Annotated in this window: 18 protein-coding genes; 13 read left to right on the top strand and 5 right to left on the bottom strand. The window is 65.2% G+C overall.

The window, feature by feature from the left end:
- The first annotated feature begins 113 nt into the window (after positions 1-113).
- Complete coding sequence (locus VFB18_RS10740) at positions 114-686, top strand: fasciclin domain-containing protein (RefSeq protein ID WP_324974762.1); 573 nt, start codon at positions 114-116, stop codon at positions 684-686.
- 197 nt (positions 687-883) lie between these two features.
- Positions 884-1,687 (top strand): ion transporter, encoded by an 804-nt coding sequence (locus VFB18_RS10735; protein WP_324974760.1) that lies wholly within the window; start codon positions 884-886, stop codon positions 1,685-1,687.
- On the opposite strand, the gene VFB18_RS10730 is transcribed toward VFB18_RS10735, so the two are convergent.
- On the bottom strand, positions 1,684-1,947 hold the full coding sequence (locus VFB18_RS10730; RefSeq protein ID WP_324974757.1) for a hypothetical protein: 264 nt from the start codon (positions 1,945-1,947) through the stop codon (positions 1,684-1,686). The genes VFB18_RS10735 and VFB18_RS10730 overlap by 4 nt on opposite strands.
- A gap of 364 nt (positions 1,948-2,311) precedes the next feature.
- Here VFB18_RS10730 and VFB18_RS10725 point away from each other — a divergent pair, with 364 nt between their 5' ends.
- The gene (locus VFB18_RS10725; protein ID WP_324974754.1) at positions 2,312-2,689 is read left to right on the top strand and encodes a hypothetical protein; all 378 of its coding nucleotides are present in this window, start codon (positions 2,312-2,314) and stop codon (positions 2,687-2,689) included.
- Positions 2,690-2,710: 21 nt separating this feature from the next.
- Here VFB18_RS10725 and VFB18_RS10720 read toward each other — a convergent pair whose 3' ends face one another.
- Positions 2,711-3,025 (bottom strand): hypothetical protein, encoded by a 315-nt coding sequence (locus VFB18_RS10720; RefSeq protein WP_324974751.1) that lies wholly within the window; start codon positions 3,023-3,025, stop codon positions 2,711-2,713.
- A gap of 101 nt (positions 3,026-3,126) precedes the next feature.
- Complete coding sequence (locus tag VFB18_RS10715) at positions 3,127-3,570, bottom strand: hypothetical protein (protein ID WP_324974748.1); 444 nt, start codon at positions 3,568-3,570, stop codon at positions 3,127-3,129.
- 166 nt (positions 3,571-3,736) lie between these two features.
- Between VFB18_RS10715 and VFB18_RS10710 the strand changes: the two genes are divergently transcribed.
- Entirely contained in the window at positions 3,737-4,144 is a 408-nt protein-coding gene (locus VFB18_RS10710) for a hypothetical protein (RefSeq protein ID WP_324974745.1), read from the top strand.
- A 70-nt stretch (positions 4,145-4,214) separates the two neighbouring features.
- Here the strand turns inward: VFB18_RS10710 and VFB18_RS10705 are convergent, their stop codons facing one another.
- A complete protein-coding gene (locus tag VFB18_RS10705; protein ID WP_324974742.1) occupies positions 4,215-4,937 on the bottom strand; it encodes an SDR family NAD(P)-dependent oxidoreductase in 723 nt (240 codons plus the stop codon).
- Between the two features lie 218 nt (positions 4,938-5,155).
- Complete coding sequence (locus tag VFB18_RS10700; protein ID WP_324974739.1) at positions 5,156-6,415, bottom strand: glycerate kinase; 1,260 nt, start codon at positions 6,413-6,415, stop codon at positions 5,156-5,158.
- A gap of 142 nt (positions 6,416-6,557) precedes the next feature.
- On the opposite strand from VFB18_RS10700, the gene VFB18_RS10695 reads away from it, so the two are divergent.
- From VFB18_RS10695 to VFB18_RS10655, 9 genes are all read left to right on the top strand, one after another.
- Positions 6,558-8,297: a formate--tetrahydrofolate ligase gene (locus VFB18_RS10695; protein ID WP_324974736.1), complete on the top strand. Its 1,740-nt coding sequence runs from the start codon at positions 6,558-6,560 to the stop codon at positions 8,295-8,297.
- A gap of 109 nt (positions 8,298-8,406) precedes the next feature.
- Positions 8,407-9,618 (top strand): aminotransferase class V-fold PLP-dependent enzyme, encoded by a 1,212-nt coding sequence (locus VFB18_RS10690; protein ID WP_324974732.1) that lies wholly within the window; start codon positions 8,407-8,409, stop codon positions 9,616-9,618.
- A gap of 145 nt (positions 9,619-9,763) precedes the next feature.
- Positions 9,764-10,705, top strand: coding sequence for a D-2-hydroxyacid dehydrogenase (locus VFB18_RS10685; RefSeq protein WP_324974729.1), 942 nt, complete (start codon positions 9,764-9,766; stop codon positions 10,703-10,705).
- 15 nt (positions 10,706-10,720) lie between these two features.
- Positions 10,721-11,578, top strand: coding sequence for an NADP-dependent methylenetetrahydromethanopterin/methylenetetrahydrofolate dehydrogenase (locus VFB18_RS10680; protein ID WP_324974727.1), 858 nt, complete (start codon positions 10,721-10,723; stop codon positions 11,576-11,578).
- Positions 11,578-12,210, top strand: coding sequence for a methenyltetrahydrofolate cyclohydrolase (gene fchA, locus VFB18_RS10675; RefSeq protein ID WP_324974724.1), 633 nt, complete (start codon positions 11,578-11,580; stop codon positions 12,208-12,210). The genes VFB18_RS10680 and fchA overlap by 1 nt, the downstream gene beginning before the upstream one ends.
- Before the next feature lie 43 nt (positions 12,211-12,253).
- Positions 12,254-13,435, top strand: a complete 1,182-nt coding sequence (locus VFB18_RS10670; protein ID WP_324974722.1) for a malate--CoA ligase subunit beta — start codon at positions 12,254-12,256, stop codon at positions 13,433-13,435.
- A 21-nt stretch (positions 13,436-13,456) separates the two neighbouring features.
- The gene (gene sucD, locus VFB18_RS10665; protein WP_324974720.1) at positions 13,457-14,365 is read left to right on the top strand and encodes a succinate--CoA ligase subunit alpha; all 909 of its coding nucleotides are present in this window, start codon (positions 13,457-13,459) and stop codon (positions 14,363-14,365) included.
- A 250-nt stretch (positions 14,366-14,615) separates the two neighbouring features.
- Complete coding sequence (locus VFB18_RS10660; protein ID WP_324974827.1) at positions 14,616-17,381, top strand: phosphoenolpyruvate carboxylase; 2,766 nt, start codon at positions 14,616-14,618, stop codon at positions 17,379-17,381.
- Between the two features lie 123 nt (positions 17,382-17,504).
- On the top strand, positions 17,505-18,268 hold a 764-nt coding region (locus VFB18_RS10655), incomplete at its 3' end, for a CoA ester lyase (protein ID WP_324974718.1).

Here is an 18,268-nt window from a genome sequence, read left to right as displayed (position 1 = left end):
GATCACGAAAACGTCATCGCGAAATTTTCGAAGGTCCCTGCATCCGTCCGAACGCGCCTCCCGTAACTCAGCCCGTACCCCCCAACGGGACATGAAGCCAACAGGAGGATGACATGAAGTTCGTTAAATTCGCCGTCGCCGGCGCGGCTGCCGCCGGTCTTGCGCTCGTTGCCCTTTCCACCGTTCCCACCTTCGCCAAGGAGGACACGGTGATGGTCGGCGGCGCCCCGATGTATCCGTCAAAGAATATCATCCAGAACGCGGTCAACTCGAAGGACCACACGACGCTCGTCGCCGCGGTCAAGGCCGCGGGTCTCGTCGACACGCTGTCGGGCAAAGGCCCCTTCACCGTGTTCGCGCCGACCAATGACGCGTTCGCCAAGCTACCGGCCGGCACGGTCGACACGCTGCTCAAGCCCGAGAACAAGGGCCAGCTCACCCAGGTCCTGACCTATCACGTCGTTCCCGGCCGCATCACCGCCAACGACCTGATGGACATGATCAAGAAGGGCGGCGGCAAGGCCACGCTCAAGACCGTCGAAGGCGCCGAGCTCACCTTCGAGATGAAGGACGGCGCCATCTGGGTGTGGGACGGCAAAGGCGACGCCGCCAAGATCACCATCAAGAACGTGATGCAGTCGAACGGCGTGATTCACGTCATCGATACCGTGTTGCTGCCGAGCTAAGCCCTCCCCATCCCTCCCCCCATGGGAGCTCGGATCAAGCAAAAGCCCGCCGGCTTAACCCCGGCGGGCTTCTCTTTTTTGCAAGGAACTTTGCCAATTTAACCTCGTGGCGCCTGCCCAATCGAGGAGCGGCCGCGCCCGCGGCTTGCGGCGCCGCGGCAATCTGGACAATAAGATTGGGCGGGAGGAAAGGCCGGATGCTCGAGTGGCTGCGCAGAATCGACGAGAATCCGGCAACCGAGCGCATCATCATGGCGCTCATCCTCGTCAATGCCGTCACGCTCGGGCTCGAGACGAGCGCAAGCGCGATGGAGCGTTACGGCACGCTCTTGATCGCCGTCGACCGCATCGCCATCGCCATCTTCGTGACCGAAATCCTGGCGCGGCTCGCCGTGCAGCGCGCCTCGTTTTTCCGCGACGGCTGGAACGTCTTCGATGCGGTCGTGATCGGCGTCGCGGTGGCGCCGGCGACGGCGGCCTTCTCGGTGTTGCGCGCACTCCGCGTGTTGCGCCTGCTCAGGCTCATCACCGTGGTGCCGGCGCTGCAGCGGGTGGTCGGCGGGCTGATCAGGGCGCTGCCCGGCATGGGTTCCATCCTTCTTCTCATCTGCCTCGTCTTCTACGTGGCGGCGGTGATGGCGGTGAACCTCTACGGCCAGGATTTCCCCGAGCAGTTCGGCACGCTTCCCCGCTCGCTGTTCACTCTGTTCACGGTGATGACGCTCGAAGGCTGGGTGGACGATGTGGTCAAGCCGATCCTCGCGACGCACCCTTACGCCTGGATCTTCTTCATCTCCTTCATCGTGGTCACCACCTTCACCGTGCTCAACCTCATCATCGGCATCATCGTCAACGCCATCAGCGAGGAACATGCGGCGGTGGAGAAAGCGGAGCGCGAAATGATGCACGAAGAGACCGCGCCGCTCGCCGCGGAGATCAAGGCGCTGAGGGCCGAGATCGCTTCGCTGCGCGATGACGTCTCAAGCAGCAAGCGCCGCTAGTTTCGGGATGCGCGCCGTCGCGGCTCGGGTTCCGGCTGTCGTTTGATCGTGGGGCCCTCGTCGAAACCGGCACGGCTGCTGTAGAAGACGAGGATCATCAGGCCGCAGCCGACCACAAGCGAAAAGAGGATGCCGAGGCCCATCATCAGCCAGCCCCACGGAGGCATCGCCACATCGCCTGCCGAGATCCACCCGTAATGGGCGACGAACACGGCCCCGGCGAGGAAAGCGAACAGGATGGCGGCAAGCGCCCATCTCATTGCCAAGGCTCCTTCAGCATGAACCGGCGTGATGAGGAGCGTCGGATTAGGTGTCGCGCCGGCGGCGGGACACTGTTGCCGGATTGCCGCGAGGCGGGCGAATTTGCGGCGAAATCGCTCCGCGCCTGCGAGCGGTGCGAGATGGTGATGTCGCAGCGGCGGCGTCCTAACGGCACTGACCTTGCGCCTGCGCCACAAAACCTCGCCGGGCAGGGTCGTCTGAAGGGAACCCGCGCGCTCCCCATTCCGTTCCTGGTTAAGCTCGACTTGCCGGGTTCAGCGTTGGGAGGACGCCAATCGAGAGGTTTGAAGGATGTCGGTACATGTCCCCCCAATCCTGGTAGTGATTGCCTGTAAGGTTGTCATGTCCGCGAATGCGGACCCGAATGCCGCCTATAGCCATGTCGAGAATTTCGACTGGGCGACGCAGAACTCGATGATGACGTGCCAGCGGCACGAGGTCGAGCTTTACGATCCGGCAGAAGGCATGCAGCTCGGCCCGGTCGACGATCCGGCGCCCCCGCTGAACCCCAATTTCACGGACCGCGGACAATGCGCAAGAGCCGGGCTGTCGCTCGCCATACAATGGGATGAGGCTCACCGCCGCACGCCATGGCGCGTATGGCGCATCGGCTGCCCCACGCCGATCGTCGATCTCAAAACCGGTGCGCTGATCGGCTACAAGCTCCCCGAATGCGGACATCGCGACACGGTGGTGTGCGAGAACGATTCGGAGATTTAGCGAGGCCGATCCGCGCTCGCGCTAGCGACGATCGGATCGGGCGCGGCCGGAGCCGAGCTTGGGCAAGGGCGCGGGCAGCATGGCCTCCATCGCTTCGACCCAAGGCGACCAGGCCAACCGCATGGCTTCGGCCCAAAGGGCGAAGGGGTTGAGCATTTCGAAGCTCTTGGCCCAGGCCTCGAAGGAGGGCACGGCCGTGAGCATGATCGCGATCTGCTCGCCCCGTCCGTCGGGCGACGGGCGGTGGAGGATCTCGATGTCGAGACCGGGCAGATGCGCGATCGCCTTCATGTCTTCGACTTCGCCTTGATCGGCGGCTGGCTCGGACCGCGACACGACTTCACTCCGTTTCAGCCCCCGCGCCTAAAGAGGTACACCGAGTCTCTCTAGAAGGGAAGCTCGCCCGGAAGCGCGCGACAGGACGTAGCGGCCGGAGCTCAACACTTCGACGGCTTGCCTTGGAGCACGTTGGACAGCAAGTCGCAGCCCGTCGCGATCTCGTCGACCATCCAGCCCTTCTTGTCCTTGATCAGGCGGAAATTGATGTTCTCACGACGGTCGAAATTGTCGAAGCTCGCGAGCACGGTGGTCGCGGCGCCGTCATTCTTGAGCAGATCGACCTTGAGGTTCTTGATCTCCCAATCCTGGGCATTGACCCAGATGTCGAAATCCATGCACGGGTCGCCGGTCTTCTTCTCGCGCTTTCGGCATTGCGCCCAAAGCTTCTCGATGCGCGGCGAGTAGCGGGCCTGCGCGCCGGGCTCGGGCGCATCGGCATAGCGCTCGGTGATGTAGGCCACTGCGGTCTGCTCCTCGGCTGAGAACGCGCTCGCCATGCCCGTGGCGCCGGCCAGCAAAGCGCCAATCAACGTCAAACCCACTCTTGTCATCGCCTCGAACCCTCCAGCCATCTCGATGGGGACGGCGCGGAAATCGTCGGTTACGGCAGACGCCTTATTGCTCGGCCGGACAAACGATTACCACTTTACCGGGATACAATATCGTTGGCGGGGAGCACCATCGACCCTTCGCATTGGAGGAGCTTCAATGTGTGACTACAGCCTGCAGCTCATCGCATCTCGCCCGGCAAGGCTCGGCGAGAAGCTGGTATCGACGCGGTTTCCGACCTCTGCCACGCGCGGTTTCGCTTCGATCGATAACCTGAACGTGGCCGTATGCCTGCTGCCCGGCACAGAGCTCGCCTTCGAGGAGGAAGTTCTCGCCGAGCCGAGAGGTCTGTTTCGCCCAAGACGTCCATTCGGGCACAAGGTGGCTCAATTCCGACAGGTCCACATGGATGAGCCAAACACCCATCACGATGCGCTCGAATTTCCCGACGGTCAGATCGTTCTGCTGACGGAGTTGTGCGAAGGCCAGCGCGCGACGGTGCTGCAATTGCCGCCCGGATCGCGGGCCTCGATCGAGAGAGTGCAAGTGCCCGAGACGGCCATCTAGGGGGCCGCATTTGAACCGAAACGATGCCGGTAGGCGGCCTGTTTCGTTCCACCTGCTAGAGAGGCGACGGCTACAGGCCCCAACCCGTGACGGCGATGGTCTGCCCGGTGATGCCTTCGCTGGCAGGCGAGGCGAGAAAGACGACCGCCGCGGCGATGTCGTCGCGCTTGGCCCAGCGCTTCGTGTCTTTCGGCTTCATGGCGGCGATATTGGAGGCCGTGTCCACCAGCCCCGGCGCGATGGCATTGACCCTGATGCCGAGATCGCGGCCCTCGAGCGCGAGGGTGCGGGTCAGCGCCTCAATGCCGGCCTTGGCGCAGTTATAGGCCACCATGTTCGCTTGGGCCTGGCCGGCCCGCGCGAAGTTGATGATGACGCCGTCGCCTGCCGCCTTGAGATGCGGGAAGGCAGCGCGAGAGGTGAGGAAGGCGCTCAGCAGGTTGTTGTCGAGCTCGGCGCGCCAGTCTTCGAGCGTGTGCTCCACGGCCGGCTTATATTTGGTGAGCCCGCCGGCGAGGTTGACCAGGATGTCGATACGGCCGAATTCGGCGATTGCTCCGTCGATCAGACGCTTCACGTCGGCTTCGTCGGTCAGCGAGCCTGCGACGGCGAGCACGCGAGCTCCTGCCTCGCGCGGCTCCTTGGCTCGGGCTTCCACCTTGTCCTCATGTCGCGCGCAAATCGCCAGCGCCGCGCCGTTGTCGGCCAGCGCCTTTGCCACCGCCTGTCCGACCTGTCCGTCGCCGCTGACGCCGGTCACCACGGCGACCTTGCCTTCGAGTCTCGCTGCCATGACTTTTGCTCCTAGCTCGCGCCCCTCGTGAGGCCTGACGAATAGCTAGTGACGCGGGCTTCTGTGCGTCAAGGCGCGGCCGGTTTGCCATATCTCCCCGCGCGAGGAGGTCCGACGCCGCTTTGCGGCGCCGGGGTGGGGGATGATCGTATGTCGCTCCACCCGGCCAACTGAAGATGTCGGCCACCCTCCCTATCAAGGGAAGGGATGAAACGGAGCTACTTCTCGATCAGGACAGCGCGGAAGTCGTTGACGTTGGTGAGGGTGGGGCCCGTCACCAGCAGATCCCCGATGGCATTGAAGAAGGTCCAGGGGTCATTGTCGGCGAGCATGGCCTTGGCGTTGATTCCGGCTTTTGCTGCGCGCTGAAGCGTGTCGGGATAGATCAGCGCGCCGGCATTGTCCTCGCTGCCGTCGATGCCGTCGGTGTCGCCGGCAAGCGCGTAAATGCCCGGAAGCCCATCGAGCGCGATGGCGAGCGCGAGCAGGAATTCGGTGTTGCGCCCGCCTTTGCCTTTGCCTTTGAGCGTGATGGTGGTCTCGCCGCCCGAGATCAGGACGCATGGCGGCTTTTCCGGCTGGCCGCGCAGCTTGCATTGCCGCGCGATGCCAGCATGCACCAGCGCCACGTCGCGCGACTCGCCTTCGATCGAGTCGCCCAGGATCACGGGCGTCACGCCCTCCTTGCGCGCGACCTCTGCGGCGGCTTCGAGCGAGGCTTGGGGGGTCGCGATCATGATGTTCTCGACCCGCGCGAAGCGCTTGTCGCCGGGCTTCGGCGTCTCGGTGTCGTTGTCCGTAAGATGCGCCACCATTCCTGCAGTGACTTCGATTCCGTACTTGGCGAGAATGCGACGGGCATCCTCATTGGTTGAGGGGTCGGGCACGGTGGGGCCCGAGGCGATGATCGACGGATCGTCGCCCGGGACGTCCGAGATCATCAGCGCCACCACGCGCGCCGGGTAGGCAGCGGTAGCAAGCCGTCCGCCCTTGATGGCTGAGAGGTGCTTCCGCACCGTGTTCATCTCGGAGATGGTGGCACCCGACTTGAGCAGCGCCTTGTTCACCGCCTGCTTGTCCTCCAGCGTGAGGCCCTCCGGCGGGAGCGCGAGCAGCGCCGAGCCCCCGCCGGAAATCAGGCAAAGCACGAGGTCGTCCTCGGTCAGTCCTTGCACCATCTCGAAGATGCGCTTCGCCGCCTCGCGACCGGCGGCATCGGGGACGGGATGGGCGGCCTCGACCACTTCGAGACGCTTCGTCGGCACGCGATAGCCGTAGCGCGTGACGACCAAGCCTTCGAGGGGGCCGTCCCAGGCGTCTTCGAGGGCCTTGGCCATGGCGCCCGACGCTTTGCCCGCGCCGATGACGATCGTGCGGCCCTTGGGCTTCGGCGGCAGGTGTGCCGGCACGCAGAGCGAGGGCAGCGCCGCATCGACCGCGGCCTTGAACATGGCCTTGAGCAGAACGTCAGGCTTCATCTTGTTGGCGTCCCTCTCCAAATGGGGCCTGACCTCGCACAGACGATTGCAATAAGGCAAGCGAATGAATTAGTTTGCTCACCCTTGGTGCAGAGACGACCCGCGTCCTTCGTGAGGCTAACCAGTTGGGGGCCAAAGAGTAATGTCAGTTCAGCCGCGTGACGATGCCGAAAAAGCGGGCAAGCGTTTGCACGACCAGCACAAGACCCCGAAATCGGACATCGAGATCAGCCAAGCCGCGCAGATGCGGCCGATCGTCGAGGTCGCCAAGGACAAGCTCGGCATCGACGCCGAAGACTTGATCCCCTACGGGCATTACAAGGCCAAGGTCTCGCTCAACTATATCGCCTCGCTCGCCGGCAGGCCCGACGGCAAGCTGATCCTCGTCACCGCGATCACGCCGACGCCTGCGGGCGAGGGCAAGACTACGACCACGGTGGGCTTGGGCGATGCGCTGAATGCCATTGGCAAAAAGGCGATGGTCTGCATCCGCGAACCGTCGCTCGGGCCCTGTTTCGGGGTGAAGGGCGGCGCAGCCGGCGGCGGCTATGCCCAGGTCGTGCCGATGGAGGACATCAACCTCCACTTCACCGGCGATTTCCATGCCATCGGCGCCGCCAACAATTTGCTCGCGGCGATGATCGACAACCACGTCTATTGGGGCAACAAGCTCGATATCGATACGCGCCGCATCACCTGGCGCCGCGCCGTGGACATGAACGACCGCGCGCTCCGCTCGATCGTGACCTCGCTCGGGGGCGCGGCCAACGGCTACCCGCGCGAAGCGGGCTTCGACATCACCGTGGCCTCCGAGGTGATGGCGATCTTCTGCCTGGCGAGCGATCTCGCCGACCTCCAGCGGCGGCTCGGCCAGATCCAGATCGGCCAGACGCGCGACAGGAAGGCGGTCACCGCCAAGGACCTTTCGGCCGCGGGCTCGATGGCGGCGCTGCTCAAGGACGCGCTCGCGCCGAACCTGGTGCAGACGCTCGAGAACAACCCCGCCTTCATCCATGGCGGCCCGTTCGCCAATATCGCGCATGGCTGCAACTCGGTGATCGCCACCAAGGCCGCGCTCAAGCTCGCCGATTACGTGGTGACGGAGGCGGGCTTCGGCGCCGATCTCGGGGCCGAGAAGTTCTTCGACATCAAGTGCCGCAAGGCGGGGCTCAAGCCCTCATGCGCGGTGATCGTGGCCACCATCCGCGCGCTCAAGATGCATGGCGGGGTGGCCAAGGACGATCTCAAGAAGGAGAACCTCCAGGCGCTGGAGAAGGGCTTCGCCAATCTGCAGCGCCACATCGAAAACCTGCAGAAATACGGCGTGCCGGTGGTGGTGTCGGTCAACCGCTTCTCGAGCGACACCGAGGCCGAAATGGCGCTGCTCAGACGGCTTTGCGCCCCGCTCGGGGTCGAATGCGTACCCGCCGATCACTGGGCGCAAGGAGGCGCGGGCGCGGTCGATCTCGCCAAGATTGTGGTCAAGACCATCGAGACCAAGGCGTCCGATTTCGACTTCCTCTATCCCGACACCATGCCGCTCTGGGAGAAGACGCGCACCATCGCCCGCGAGATCTACGGCGCCGAGGACATCACAGCCGAGAAGAGCGTGCGCGACCGCTTCGCCGAGCTCGAGAAGGAAGGTTTCGGCAAGTTTCCGATCTGCGTGGCCAAGACCCAGTACAGCTTCACCACCAATCCGGACGCCAAAGGCGTGCCGCTCGGGCACACCATCCCGATCCGCGAGGTGAGGCTGTCGGCAGGCGCCGAGTTCGTGGTGGTGATCTGCGGGGACATCATGACCATGCCGGGCTTGCCCAAAGTGCCGGCGGCCAACGCCATCCAGCTTGGGCCAGACGGGCGCATCGCCGGCCTATTCTAAGGGCAAAAAGGGTTGCAAGCGGGCGGGCGTGACGCTAACACCCTCTCCACGCGAGCTTCTCGACCGGCCGGACCCATGGCCGGGCCCAAGAAATTCAAGGGAGTAGACGATGGCTGGAGCAAGACGGCCAGGCCGTAATTTTCTTTTTGTGCCTGGACCGACCGATGTGCCTGACCGGATCTTGCGCGCCATGCACGTCCCCATGGAGGATCATCGCTCCTCCGACTTCCCCAAACTTACCAAGCCGCTCTACGAAGACCTGAGGAAGATCTTCAAGACCAAGGACGGCCAGGTCGTCATCTATCCGTCGAGCGGCACCGGCGCGTGGGAAGCCGCGCTGACCAACACGCTGTCGCCGGGCGACAAGCTTCTTGCCGCGCGGTTCGGCCAGTTCAGCCATCTGTGGATCGAGCTCGCCAAGCGCCACGGCCTCGAGGTGATCGTCCAGGAGGAAGAGTGGGGCACGGGCGTCAATCCCGACCGCATCGAGGAAGCGCTGCGCGCCGACAAGGGGCACGAGATCAAGGGCGTGCTCGTGGTGCACAACGAGACGGCGACCGGGGTCACCTCGAACGTCGCCGCCGTGCGCCGGGCGATCGACGCCGCCAAGCATCCGGCGCTGCTCTATGTCGACGGCGTGAGCTCGATCGCGAGCCTCGATTTCCGCTTCGATGAGTGGGGCGTCGATCTCGCCATCACCGGCTCGCAGAAGGGGCTGATGCTTCCCGCGGGCTTGGGCATCGTGTGCGCGAGCCAGAAGGCGCTCGCCGCGATGAAGGACGCGAAGTGCCGCAGAGCCTATTTCGATTTCGGCGACCAGATGCGGGCGAACGCCACCGGCTACTTCCCCTATACGCCGGCGCTGCCGCTGCTCTATGGCTTACGCGAGTCGCTCGCCATGCTGCTCGAGGAGGGCCTCGAAAACGTATTTGCGCGGCATCATCATCTCGCCGGAGGGGCGCGCGCGGCGGTCGAGGCCTGGAACCTCAGGCTCTGCGCCAAAGAGCCGAAATGGCATTCCGACACGGTGACGGCGATCATGGTGCCGCCGGGGTTCAACGGCGCGGACGTGATCGACCGCGCCTATCGCCGTTACAACCTCGCGCTCGGCGCGGGGCTTAGCCAGGTGGCGGGCAAGCTGTTCCGCATCGGCCACCTCGGCGATCTCAACGAATTGATGCTGCTCGGCGCAATCGCGGGCGCCGAGATGGCCATGCGCGATGTCGGCATCGAGGTCGAGTTCGGCTCGGGCGTTGCCGCCGCGCAGGCGCATTTCCGCGGGGCGCAAGCGGCCAGGGAAACCAAGGTCGCCGCCGAGTAGGTGGGAGGAGCGCGGGTTCCCGGCGAAGAGCCGGTCTCGCCTCATTTCAAGAGTGGGTCGGCCCGACGCCGGTTCGTGTCGGGGGAAGCTGAGGCGTGTCGCGAGGGCGTGGGCTCGAGCGGCGTGTGGTAAGGGGCAGTAGTCGGTGCAGCACGCGATCGTGTTTCTCGATCGGGAATCGGTGGACGCCAAGGTGAGGCGGCCGAATTTCCCGCATAGCTACCAAGAGTATCAATCGACGTGGACGCACGATGAGATCGTCGAGCGCCTGAAGGACGCCGACATCGCCATTATCAACAAGGTGCCGATGCGCGCCGAGACGCTGAAGGCGCTGCCCAAGCTCAAGCTGATCGCGGTGGCGGCGACCGGCACCGACATCATCGACAAGGCCTATTGCAAGGCGAACGGCATCACCATCGTCAATATCCGCAATTACGCCTTCAACACCGTTCCCGAGCATGTCATCGCGCTCATCTTCGCGCTCAGGCGCAATCTGTTCGCTTACGTGCACGACACCATGAATGGCGTGTGGAACAAGTCGAGCCAGTTCTGCTTCCTTACCCATCCGATCCACGACGTCGCGGGATCGACGCTCGGCATCGTGGGCTACGGCGCGCTCGGCAAGTCGATCGGAAAGCGCGCCGAGGCGCTCGGCATGAAGGTGCTTCCGTTCGACGTGGTGCCGCAGCCGGGGCTGGTCGATTTCGAGACGATTCTGCGCGAGAGCGACATCATCACGCTGCACGTACCGCTCACGCCCGAGACCAAGAACATGATCGGGGCGAAGGAGCTCGCCAAGATGAAGCGGAGCGCGATCCTCATCAACACCGCCCGCGGCGGCCTGGTCGATGAGGCAGCGCTTGCCGAGGCGCTCCGGAACGGCACCATCGCCGGCGCCGGCTTCGACGTGCTCACCAAGGAGCCGCCGAAGGAGGGGAACATCCTGCTCGACCCCACCATTCCCAATCTCATCGTGACGCCGCATGTCGCCTGGGCGAGCCAGGAGGCGATGCAGATTCTTGCCGATCAGCTCATCGACAACATCGAGGCGTTCGTCGCGGGCAAGCCGCAGAACGTCGTCGAGTAAGTTAGGATAAAGGCCATGAAGAAGCTTCTGTTCTTGTTCGACACCGATCCAATGCCGAGCGTGTTCGATACCGTTGTCGCCTATGACGGCGGCGCCGACCGCGTCACCGGCTACGCCAACGTCACGCCCGAGAATGTCGGGGCGCTGGTCGACGGCACGATCTACACGCGCGGCGGCAAGGACAAGCAGTCGACTGCAATCTTCGTCGGCGGCGGCGACATGACCAAGGGCGAGGCCGTGCTCGCGGCGGTGAAGAAGCGCTTCTTCGGGCCGTTCCGCGTCTCGGTGATGCTCGATTCGAACGGCTCGAACACGACGGCCGCGGCGGGCGTGGCGCTGCTCGCCAAGGCCAAGAAGCTCAAGGGCAAGAAAGCGGTGGTGCTTGCCGGAACCGGACCGGTCGGCATGCGCGCTGCGGCTTTCCTCGCGCAAGAAGGCGCCGACGTGACCATCACTTCGCGCACCAAGGACAAGGGCGATCAGGCCGCCAAGGCGATCGAGCAGCGCTTCAACGTCAAGGTGAAGGCGGTCGCGGCTCCCGACGACAAGACCCGCGCGGAAGCGGTCAAGGACGCCAATGTCGTGTTCGCCGCGGGCGCCATCGGCTTCCAGCTCCTGCCGCTGTCGGCGTGGAAGGACAACCCCAATATCGAGCTTCTCGCGGACGTGAACGCCCAGCCGCCGCTCGGCATCGAGGGCATCGAGGCGACCGACAAGGGCAAGGAGCGTAACGGCAAGATCGCCTTCGGCGCGCTCGGCATCGGCGGGCTGAAACTCAAGCTGCACCGCGCCTGCATCGGCAAGCTGTTCGACAGCTCAGAGGGCGTGTTCGATGCCGAGGAAATCTACGCGTTGGCAAAAGAGATGGCTTGATGACCCAGATCAAGGACACGCCGATCGAGAAGTTCCTCGATGCGCTTGCCAGCCAAAGCGCGACGCCGGGCGGCGGGAGCGCGGCTGCGATCATCGGCGCCATGGGCGCCGCGCTCGTCAGCATGGTGTGCAACTTGACCATCGGCAAGAAGAAGTACGCCGAGGTGGAGGGCGACATGAAAGAGGTCCTCCGCAAGGCCGAAGCGGTCCGCCTGAGGCTCACCGGCATGATCCAGGATGACGTGAAGGCCTTCGACACGGTGATGAGCGCCTACGGCATGCCGAAGGAGACCGACGCCGAGAAGGCCGCACGCGAGAAGGCGATCCAGGCCGCGCTGAAGCAGGCGACCGACGTGCCGCTCGCCTGCGCTCGGGCGGCGCGCGAGGTGATCGACCTTGCCGCGATCGCCTCCGAGAAGGGCAATCTCAACGTGATCTCGGATGCGGGCGTCGGCGTGCTCGCCGGTTATGCTGCACTGCGAAGCGCCGCCTTGAATGTTTTCACCAATGCAAGAATGATTACCGACAAGACTTTCGCCGAGGCCAAGCTCAAGGAATTGAACGAGCTTTTGGCCGGGGCCGAAGGAGCAACGGAAAGGGCCTATGGCGTCGTCAAGAACAAGGTGAGCTAGAAGCTCACGCAAGCGACCGCCGCTATCGATAAGGAGGAGAGACGTGGACGTTCACGAGTATCAAGCCAAGGAATTGCTCGCTTCCTTCGGTGTGCCGGTGCCGAAAGGCGCCGTCGCTTTCAGCCCCGATCAGGCCGTGTATGCGGCAACCGAGCTCGGCGGTTGGAATTGGGCGGTGAAGGCCCAGATCCACGCCGGCGCGCGCGGCAAGGCGGGCGGCATCAAGCTGTGCAAGACCTACCACGAGGTGCGCGACGCCGCCGCCAACCTGCTCGGCAAGCGGCTGGTCACGATTCAGACCGGACCGGAAGGGAAACCCGTGCAGCGCGTCTATATCGAGGTGGCCGAGCCGTTCGACCGCGAGCTCTATCTCGGCTACGTGCTCGACCGCAAAGCCGAGCGTATCCGCGTCATCGCCTCGCAGAGGGGCGGCATGGAGATCGAGGAGATCGCCCGGACCGAGCCTGAGGCCATCCTCCAGGTGCTGGTCGAGCCGGCCGTGGGCTTGCAGGCCTTCCAGGCGCGCGAGCTCGCCTTCCAGCTCGGCTTGAACATCAAGCAGGCGCAGAGCGCCGTGTCGACGATCATGAACGCCTATCGCGCGTTCCGCGATTGCGACGCGACCATGCTCGAGATCAATCCGCTGGTCGTGGCCCAGGGCGACCGCGTGCTCGCGCTCGACGCCAAGATGTCGTTCGACGACAACGCGCTGTTCCGCCGCCACAACGTCGCCGACATGCACGATCCCTCGCAGCAGGACCCGCGCGAGGCGCAGGCCGCCGAGCACAATCTCAACTACATCGGTCTCGACGGCGAGATCGGCTGCATCGTCAACGGCGCGGGGCTCGCCATGGCGACCATGGACATGATCAAGCACGCGGGCGGCACGCCGGCGAACTTCCTCGACGTCGGCGGCGGCGCGAGCCCGGAGCGCATCGCGACCGCGCTCAAGCTCGTTCTGTCAGACCCCAAGGTCAGCGCCGTCCTGGTCAACATCTTCGCCGGCATCAATCGCTGCGATTGGGTGGCCAAGGGCGTAGTGCAGGCCTGCAATACGGTCGACGTCAAGGTGCCGCTCGTGGTGAGGCTCGCCGGCACCAATGTGGAAGAGGGCCGCAAGATTCTCGCCGAGAGCGGGTTGAAGCTGATTACCGCCGATACGCTTGCCGAAGCCGCCGAAAAGGCCGTGGCGGCCTATCGCAGCGTGGCGGGCAAGGCGGCGTAGGCCGGCCGGGAAGGAGACGTCATGAGCATTCTGATCGATGAAACTACGCCGGTCCTCGTGCAAGGCATGACCGGCGACAAGGGGACCTTCCACACCAAGGAGATGGTCGCCTACGGCACCAACGTGGTCGGCGGCGTGACGCCCGGCAAAGGCGGCGGCACCCATCTCGGATTGCCGCTGTTCAACACCATGAAGGAAGCGGTGAAGGCGACCGGCGCCACCACCTCGATCACCTTCGTGGCGCCCGCCTTCTGCGCCGACGCCATCATGGAAGCGGCCGACGCCGGCATCAGGCTGATCTGCTCGATCACCGACGGCATCCCGGCGCAGGACATGATGCGCGTGAAGCGCTATCTGATGCGTTATCCGCGCGACCGCCGGCCGATGATGGTCGGACCGAACTGCGCCGGCATCATCAGCCCCGGCAAGGCCATGCTCGGCATCATGCCCGGCCATATCTATCTCCAGGGACGCGTCGGCGTGATCTCGCGCTCAGGGACCCTCGGCTACGAGGCCGCCTCGCAGATGAAGGCCAAGGGCATCGGCATCTCGACCTCGGTCGGCATCGGCGGCGATCCGATCAACGGCTCCTCCTTCCTCGATCACCTCGCCCTGTTCGAGGAGGATCCGGAGACCGACGCGGTGCTGATGATCGGCGAGATCGGCGGTCCGCAAGAGGCGGAAGCGGCGGCCTGGATCAAGGACAACATGTCGAAGCCGGTGATCGGGTTCGTGGCGGGTCTCACCGCGCCCAAGGGCCGGCGCATGGGCCATGCCGGCGCGATCATCTCGGCGGCAGGCGACAGCGCGGCCGAGAAGGCCGAGATCATGAAGTCGTGCGGGCTGACGGTCGCTCCCAATCCGAGCGAGTTCGGCTCGACGGTGGCGGCCGTCCTTGCCAAGCGCCCCGAGCGCCGGGCCTTCGCCTAGCTTCGCCTAGCCGTTGGGCTGACGCGAAGCGCAAACGGCGCGTTTTCTCGGGCGGGTCATGGCCGGGCTTGTCCCGGTCATGCACGTCTTTGTTTCATCGGGAGATGGTCGGATGCCCGTGGTGAGGCGGGAATGACGATCCTCGCCGACGATATTGCGTTATAAGGCCTCCTGGCCGCGACCCTGGGTGCCATTGAGGATTGTCCATTTTTCAAGCCGATCAGGGCGATCGGGAATGCACAAGCCTGCCATGAACGAGGACCTGAGACAGACGCCGCGACCGGCGGGCGAGACGCCGCAGGCGCTCCTCAGCGGCACTTCCGCCAAGGAGGCAGCCGAGCTTCTGTTCAACCTGCTCATCGAGGTGGTGCGCGAGCACCAGCCGGAGATCGAGCCGGTGCTCAAGGGCGGCGCCAATACCGAGAGCTTCTCGCCCGAGCTGATGGCCCGCGCGCTTCAGGCACAAGGCATCTGGTTCCAGCTGCTCGCCATCGCCGAGCAGAACGCGGCGATGCGCAACCGCCGGCAGATCGAGCGGACGCGCGGCCGGGCGAGCTTGCGCGGGACGTTCGACTATGTGCTGGCCGAGGCCGCGGCCGAGGGCGTGCCGGCGCGGGTGATCGAGCACCTCTTGTCGGGCCTGCGTATCCGCCCGGTCATCACCGCGCACCCGACCGAGTCGAAGCGCGTCACGGTGCTCGAGAAATACCGGCGCATCTATCTCCTCTTGCGCGAACTCGAGCTGCCGCGCTGGACCGAGCGCGAGCGCACGGCGGTGATCGACGCCTTGCGCGATCAGATCGAGCTCGTGTGGATGACGGGCGAGCTGCATTTGCAGAAGCCGACCGTGCAGCACGAAGTGTCCAGGGGCCTCCACTTCTTCCACGAGACCCTGTTCGAGAAGGCGCCGGAGATGCTCGCCCTGCTCGACGGCGCGCTCGAGCAATATTATCCCGGCACGCGCTTCGAGCTTGCGCCGTTCTTTCAGTTCGGCTCGTGGATCGGAGGCGATCGCGACGGGAACCCATCGGTGACGACCGAGGTCACCGCGTGGGCCTTGCGGCAGAACGCGCTCGCTTCGCTCCGCCACTATCGCGACCGCATCGAAGAGCTGGCGAAGACGCTGTCGATCACCGAGCGCGCACTTCCGGTGCCGGCCGGCTTCCGCGCCGAACTCGACCGCGAGCTTGCCGCGAGCGGCGAGGGGGAGGAGATCGCGGCACGCAATCCGGGCGAGCCTTACCGCCAGTTCCTGTCGCTCGTGCTGCGCAAGCTCGATACGACGCTCGCCCGCGTGCAGGGGCTCAAGATCGGCGGCCCGGGCGCCGCCTACGAAGGCGCCGACGAGTTGATCGTCGATCTCCGCATCGTCGAGGACGCGCTCATCGCGGCGCACAGTGCCTCCATCGCCAAGAACCTGGTGAGGCCGGTGCGCCGCGCAGTCGAGATCTTCCGCTTCTCGACCGTGCGGCTCGATCTCCGCGAGAACACGACGCGCACCACCGAAGCGCTGCAATCCTTGTGGTGGGCGACGGCCGGACACGGCGATGCCAACCCGCCCGAGCTCGGCAGCCGCGAGTGGCGCGCATGGCTCCTGCGCGAGCTGTCGCGCCCGCTCACCGCACCGCGGCTCGTGCCGGATCTGCCTTCCGAGACGGCCGAGCTGATCGCCATGTTCCGCCAGGCGGGGGAGGTGAGGCGCGGGCTCGATCGCGACGCGCTCGGCACCTTCATCCTGTCGATGACGCGCTCGGTCGACGACATCCTCGGCGCCTACCTGCTCGCCAAGGAGGGCGGCCTGTTCCTCGATGCGACCGGCACCGAGATTTGCGCCATGCCGATCGTGCCGTTGTTCGAGACCATCACCGATCTGAGGGCCGCGCCCGCCATCATGCGCGAGGCGCTCGACATCCCGCTCATCCGCCGCTCGACGCATTGGCAGGGCGGGGTGCAGGAGGTGATGCTCGGCTATTCGGACTCGAACAAGGACGGCGGCTTCGTCGCCTCGAATTGGGAACTGTGCAAGGCGCAAGTTCAGCTCACCCGCGTTGGCGCCGAGGCCGGCACGGCAATCGCCTTCTTCCATGGCCGCGGCGGCTCGGTATCGCGCGGCGGCGCGCCGACGGGCCGCGCCATCGCCGCCCAGCCCGCGGGCTCGATCAGGGGACGGTTCCGCGTCACCGAGCAGGGCGAGGTGGTGTCGTCGAAATACGCCAACAAGGGCACGGCGCTCTATCAGATGGAGCTGCTCGCCGCCTCGGTGTTCGAGCATGCGCTGAAGTCCGAACGCGAGGAGGCGCTTCAGCCCTCCCGCGAGTTCGACGACGCCATGGAGGCGCTCTCCGGCGCCTCGCGCGCCGCCTATTCGGGCCTCGTCGGCCATCCCGACCTCGTTCCCTATTTCCAGGCGGCGAGCCCGCTCGAGGAGATTTCGCTGCTCAATATCGGCTCGCGCCCGGCGCGGCGCTTCGGCGCTCGCTCGCTGAAGGACCTGCGCGCCATCCCCTGGGTGTTCGCCTGGGCGCAGAACCGCCACGTCATCACCGGCTGGTACGGGGTGGGGAGCGCGCTTCAGAGCTTCCTCGAAGTGCGGGGCGAGGAGGGGCTCAAGCTGCTTCGCCGCATGTTCTCCTCCTCGCGCCTGTTCCGCCTCATCATCGACGAGGTGGAGAAGACGCTGCTTCTGGTCGATATCGACATCGCCCGCCGCTACGCCGGTCTGGTCGCCGAGGAGGGCGTACGCGCGAACATCCTCGCGCTGATCGAGAGCGAGCTTGCCCGCACCACGGAGATGGTGTTGAAGGTGAGCGGCGGAGCGTTCGTCGCCGAGCGCTTCGCTGAGCACCGCGCCGCGCTTTCCGCGCGGCTTCCCACCATCAACGAGGTCAATCGCGAGCAGGTCCAGCTCTTGCGCCGTTTCCGCGGAGCTCAAAGCGAGGCCGAGCGCGAGGGCTTCAAATCCGCGCTGCTCTTATCCATCAACACCGTCGCCGCCGGTCTCGGCGCCACAGGCTAAGACGATGCTGGCACTCCTGGAAATTTCACGTCATCACCGGGTCGATCCTCGGGTCAAGCCCGAGGACGGATCCGGCAACGACGCGTCCTGTTTTCGTTCAGCCCATTAGAGAGGAAGAGGAAGATGAGCTTTACCCTGATCCAACAGGCGACCCCCCGCCTTCACCGTTCCGAGCTTGCCGTGCCGGGGTCGAACCCCTCGCTGTTCGAAAAGGCGGCCAAGGGCGGCGCCGACGTCATCTTCCTCGACCTCGAGGACGCGGTCGCGCCCGACGACAAGGAGCAGGCGCGCAAGAACATCATTCAGGGCCTCAACGAGATCGACTGGGGCTCGAAGACCATGATGATCCGCATCAACGGTCTCGACACCCATTACGCCTATCGCGACGTGGTCGACGTGGTGGAAAACTGCCCGCGGCTCGACATGATCCTGATCCCCAAGACCGGGGTGCCCGAGGACGTCTACGCCATCGACATGCTGGTCACCCAGATCGAGCAATACAAGAAGCGCGACAAGCGGATCGGCTTCGAGTGCCTGATCGAGACCGCGCTCGGCATGGCCAATGTCGAGCGCATCGCGCAAAGCTCGAAGCGGCTCGAGGCGCTGTCCTTCGGCGTCGCCGACTATGCCGCCTCGACGCGGGCGCGCACCGTCGGCATCGGCGGCCCGCACCCCGATTACGGCGTGCTCACCGACAAGGACGCTGACGGCAAGCGCCACTACTACTGGAACGATCCCTGGCACTTCGCGCTGTCGCGCATGATGGTCGCCTGCCGCGCCTACGGGCTTCGCCCGATCGACGGGCCGTTCGGCGATTTCTCCGATCCCGACGGCTACACGGCCGCGGCCAAGCGCGCCGCCGTGCTCGGCTTCGAGGGCAAGTGGGC

Origin of the sequence: Methyloceanibacter sp. (assembly GCF_035650995.1) — a bacterium.
Classification (GTDB): Bacteria; Pseudomonadota; Alphaproteobacteria; order Rhizobiales; family Methyloligellaceae; genus Methyloceanibacter.
The sequence above is the reverse complement of the archived record's forward strand: the minus strand, read 5'-3'. Positions and strand labels throughout refer to the sequence as shown.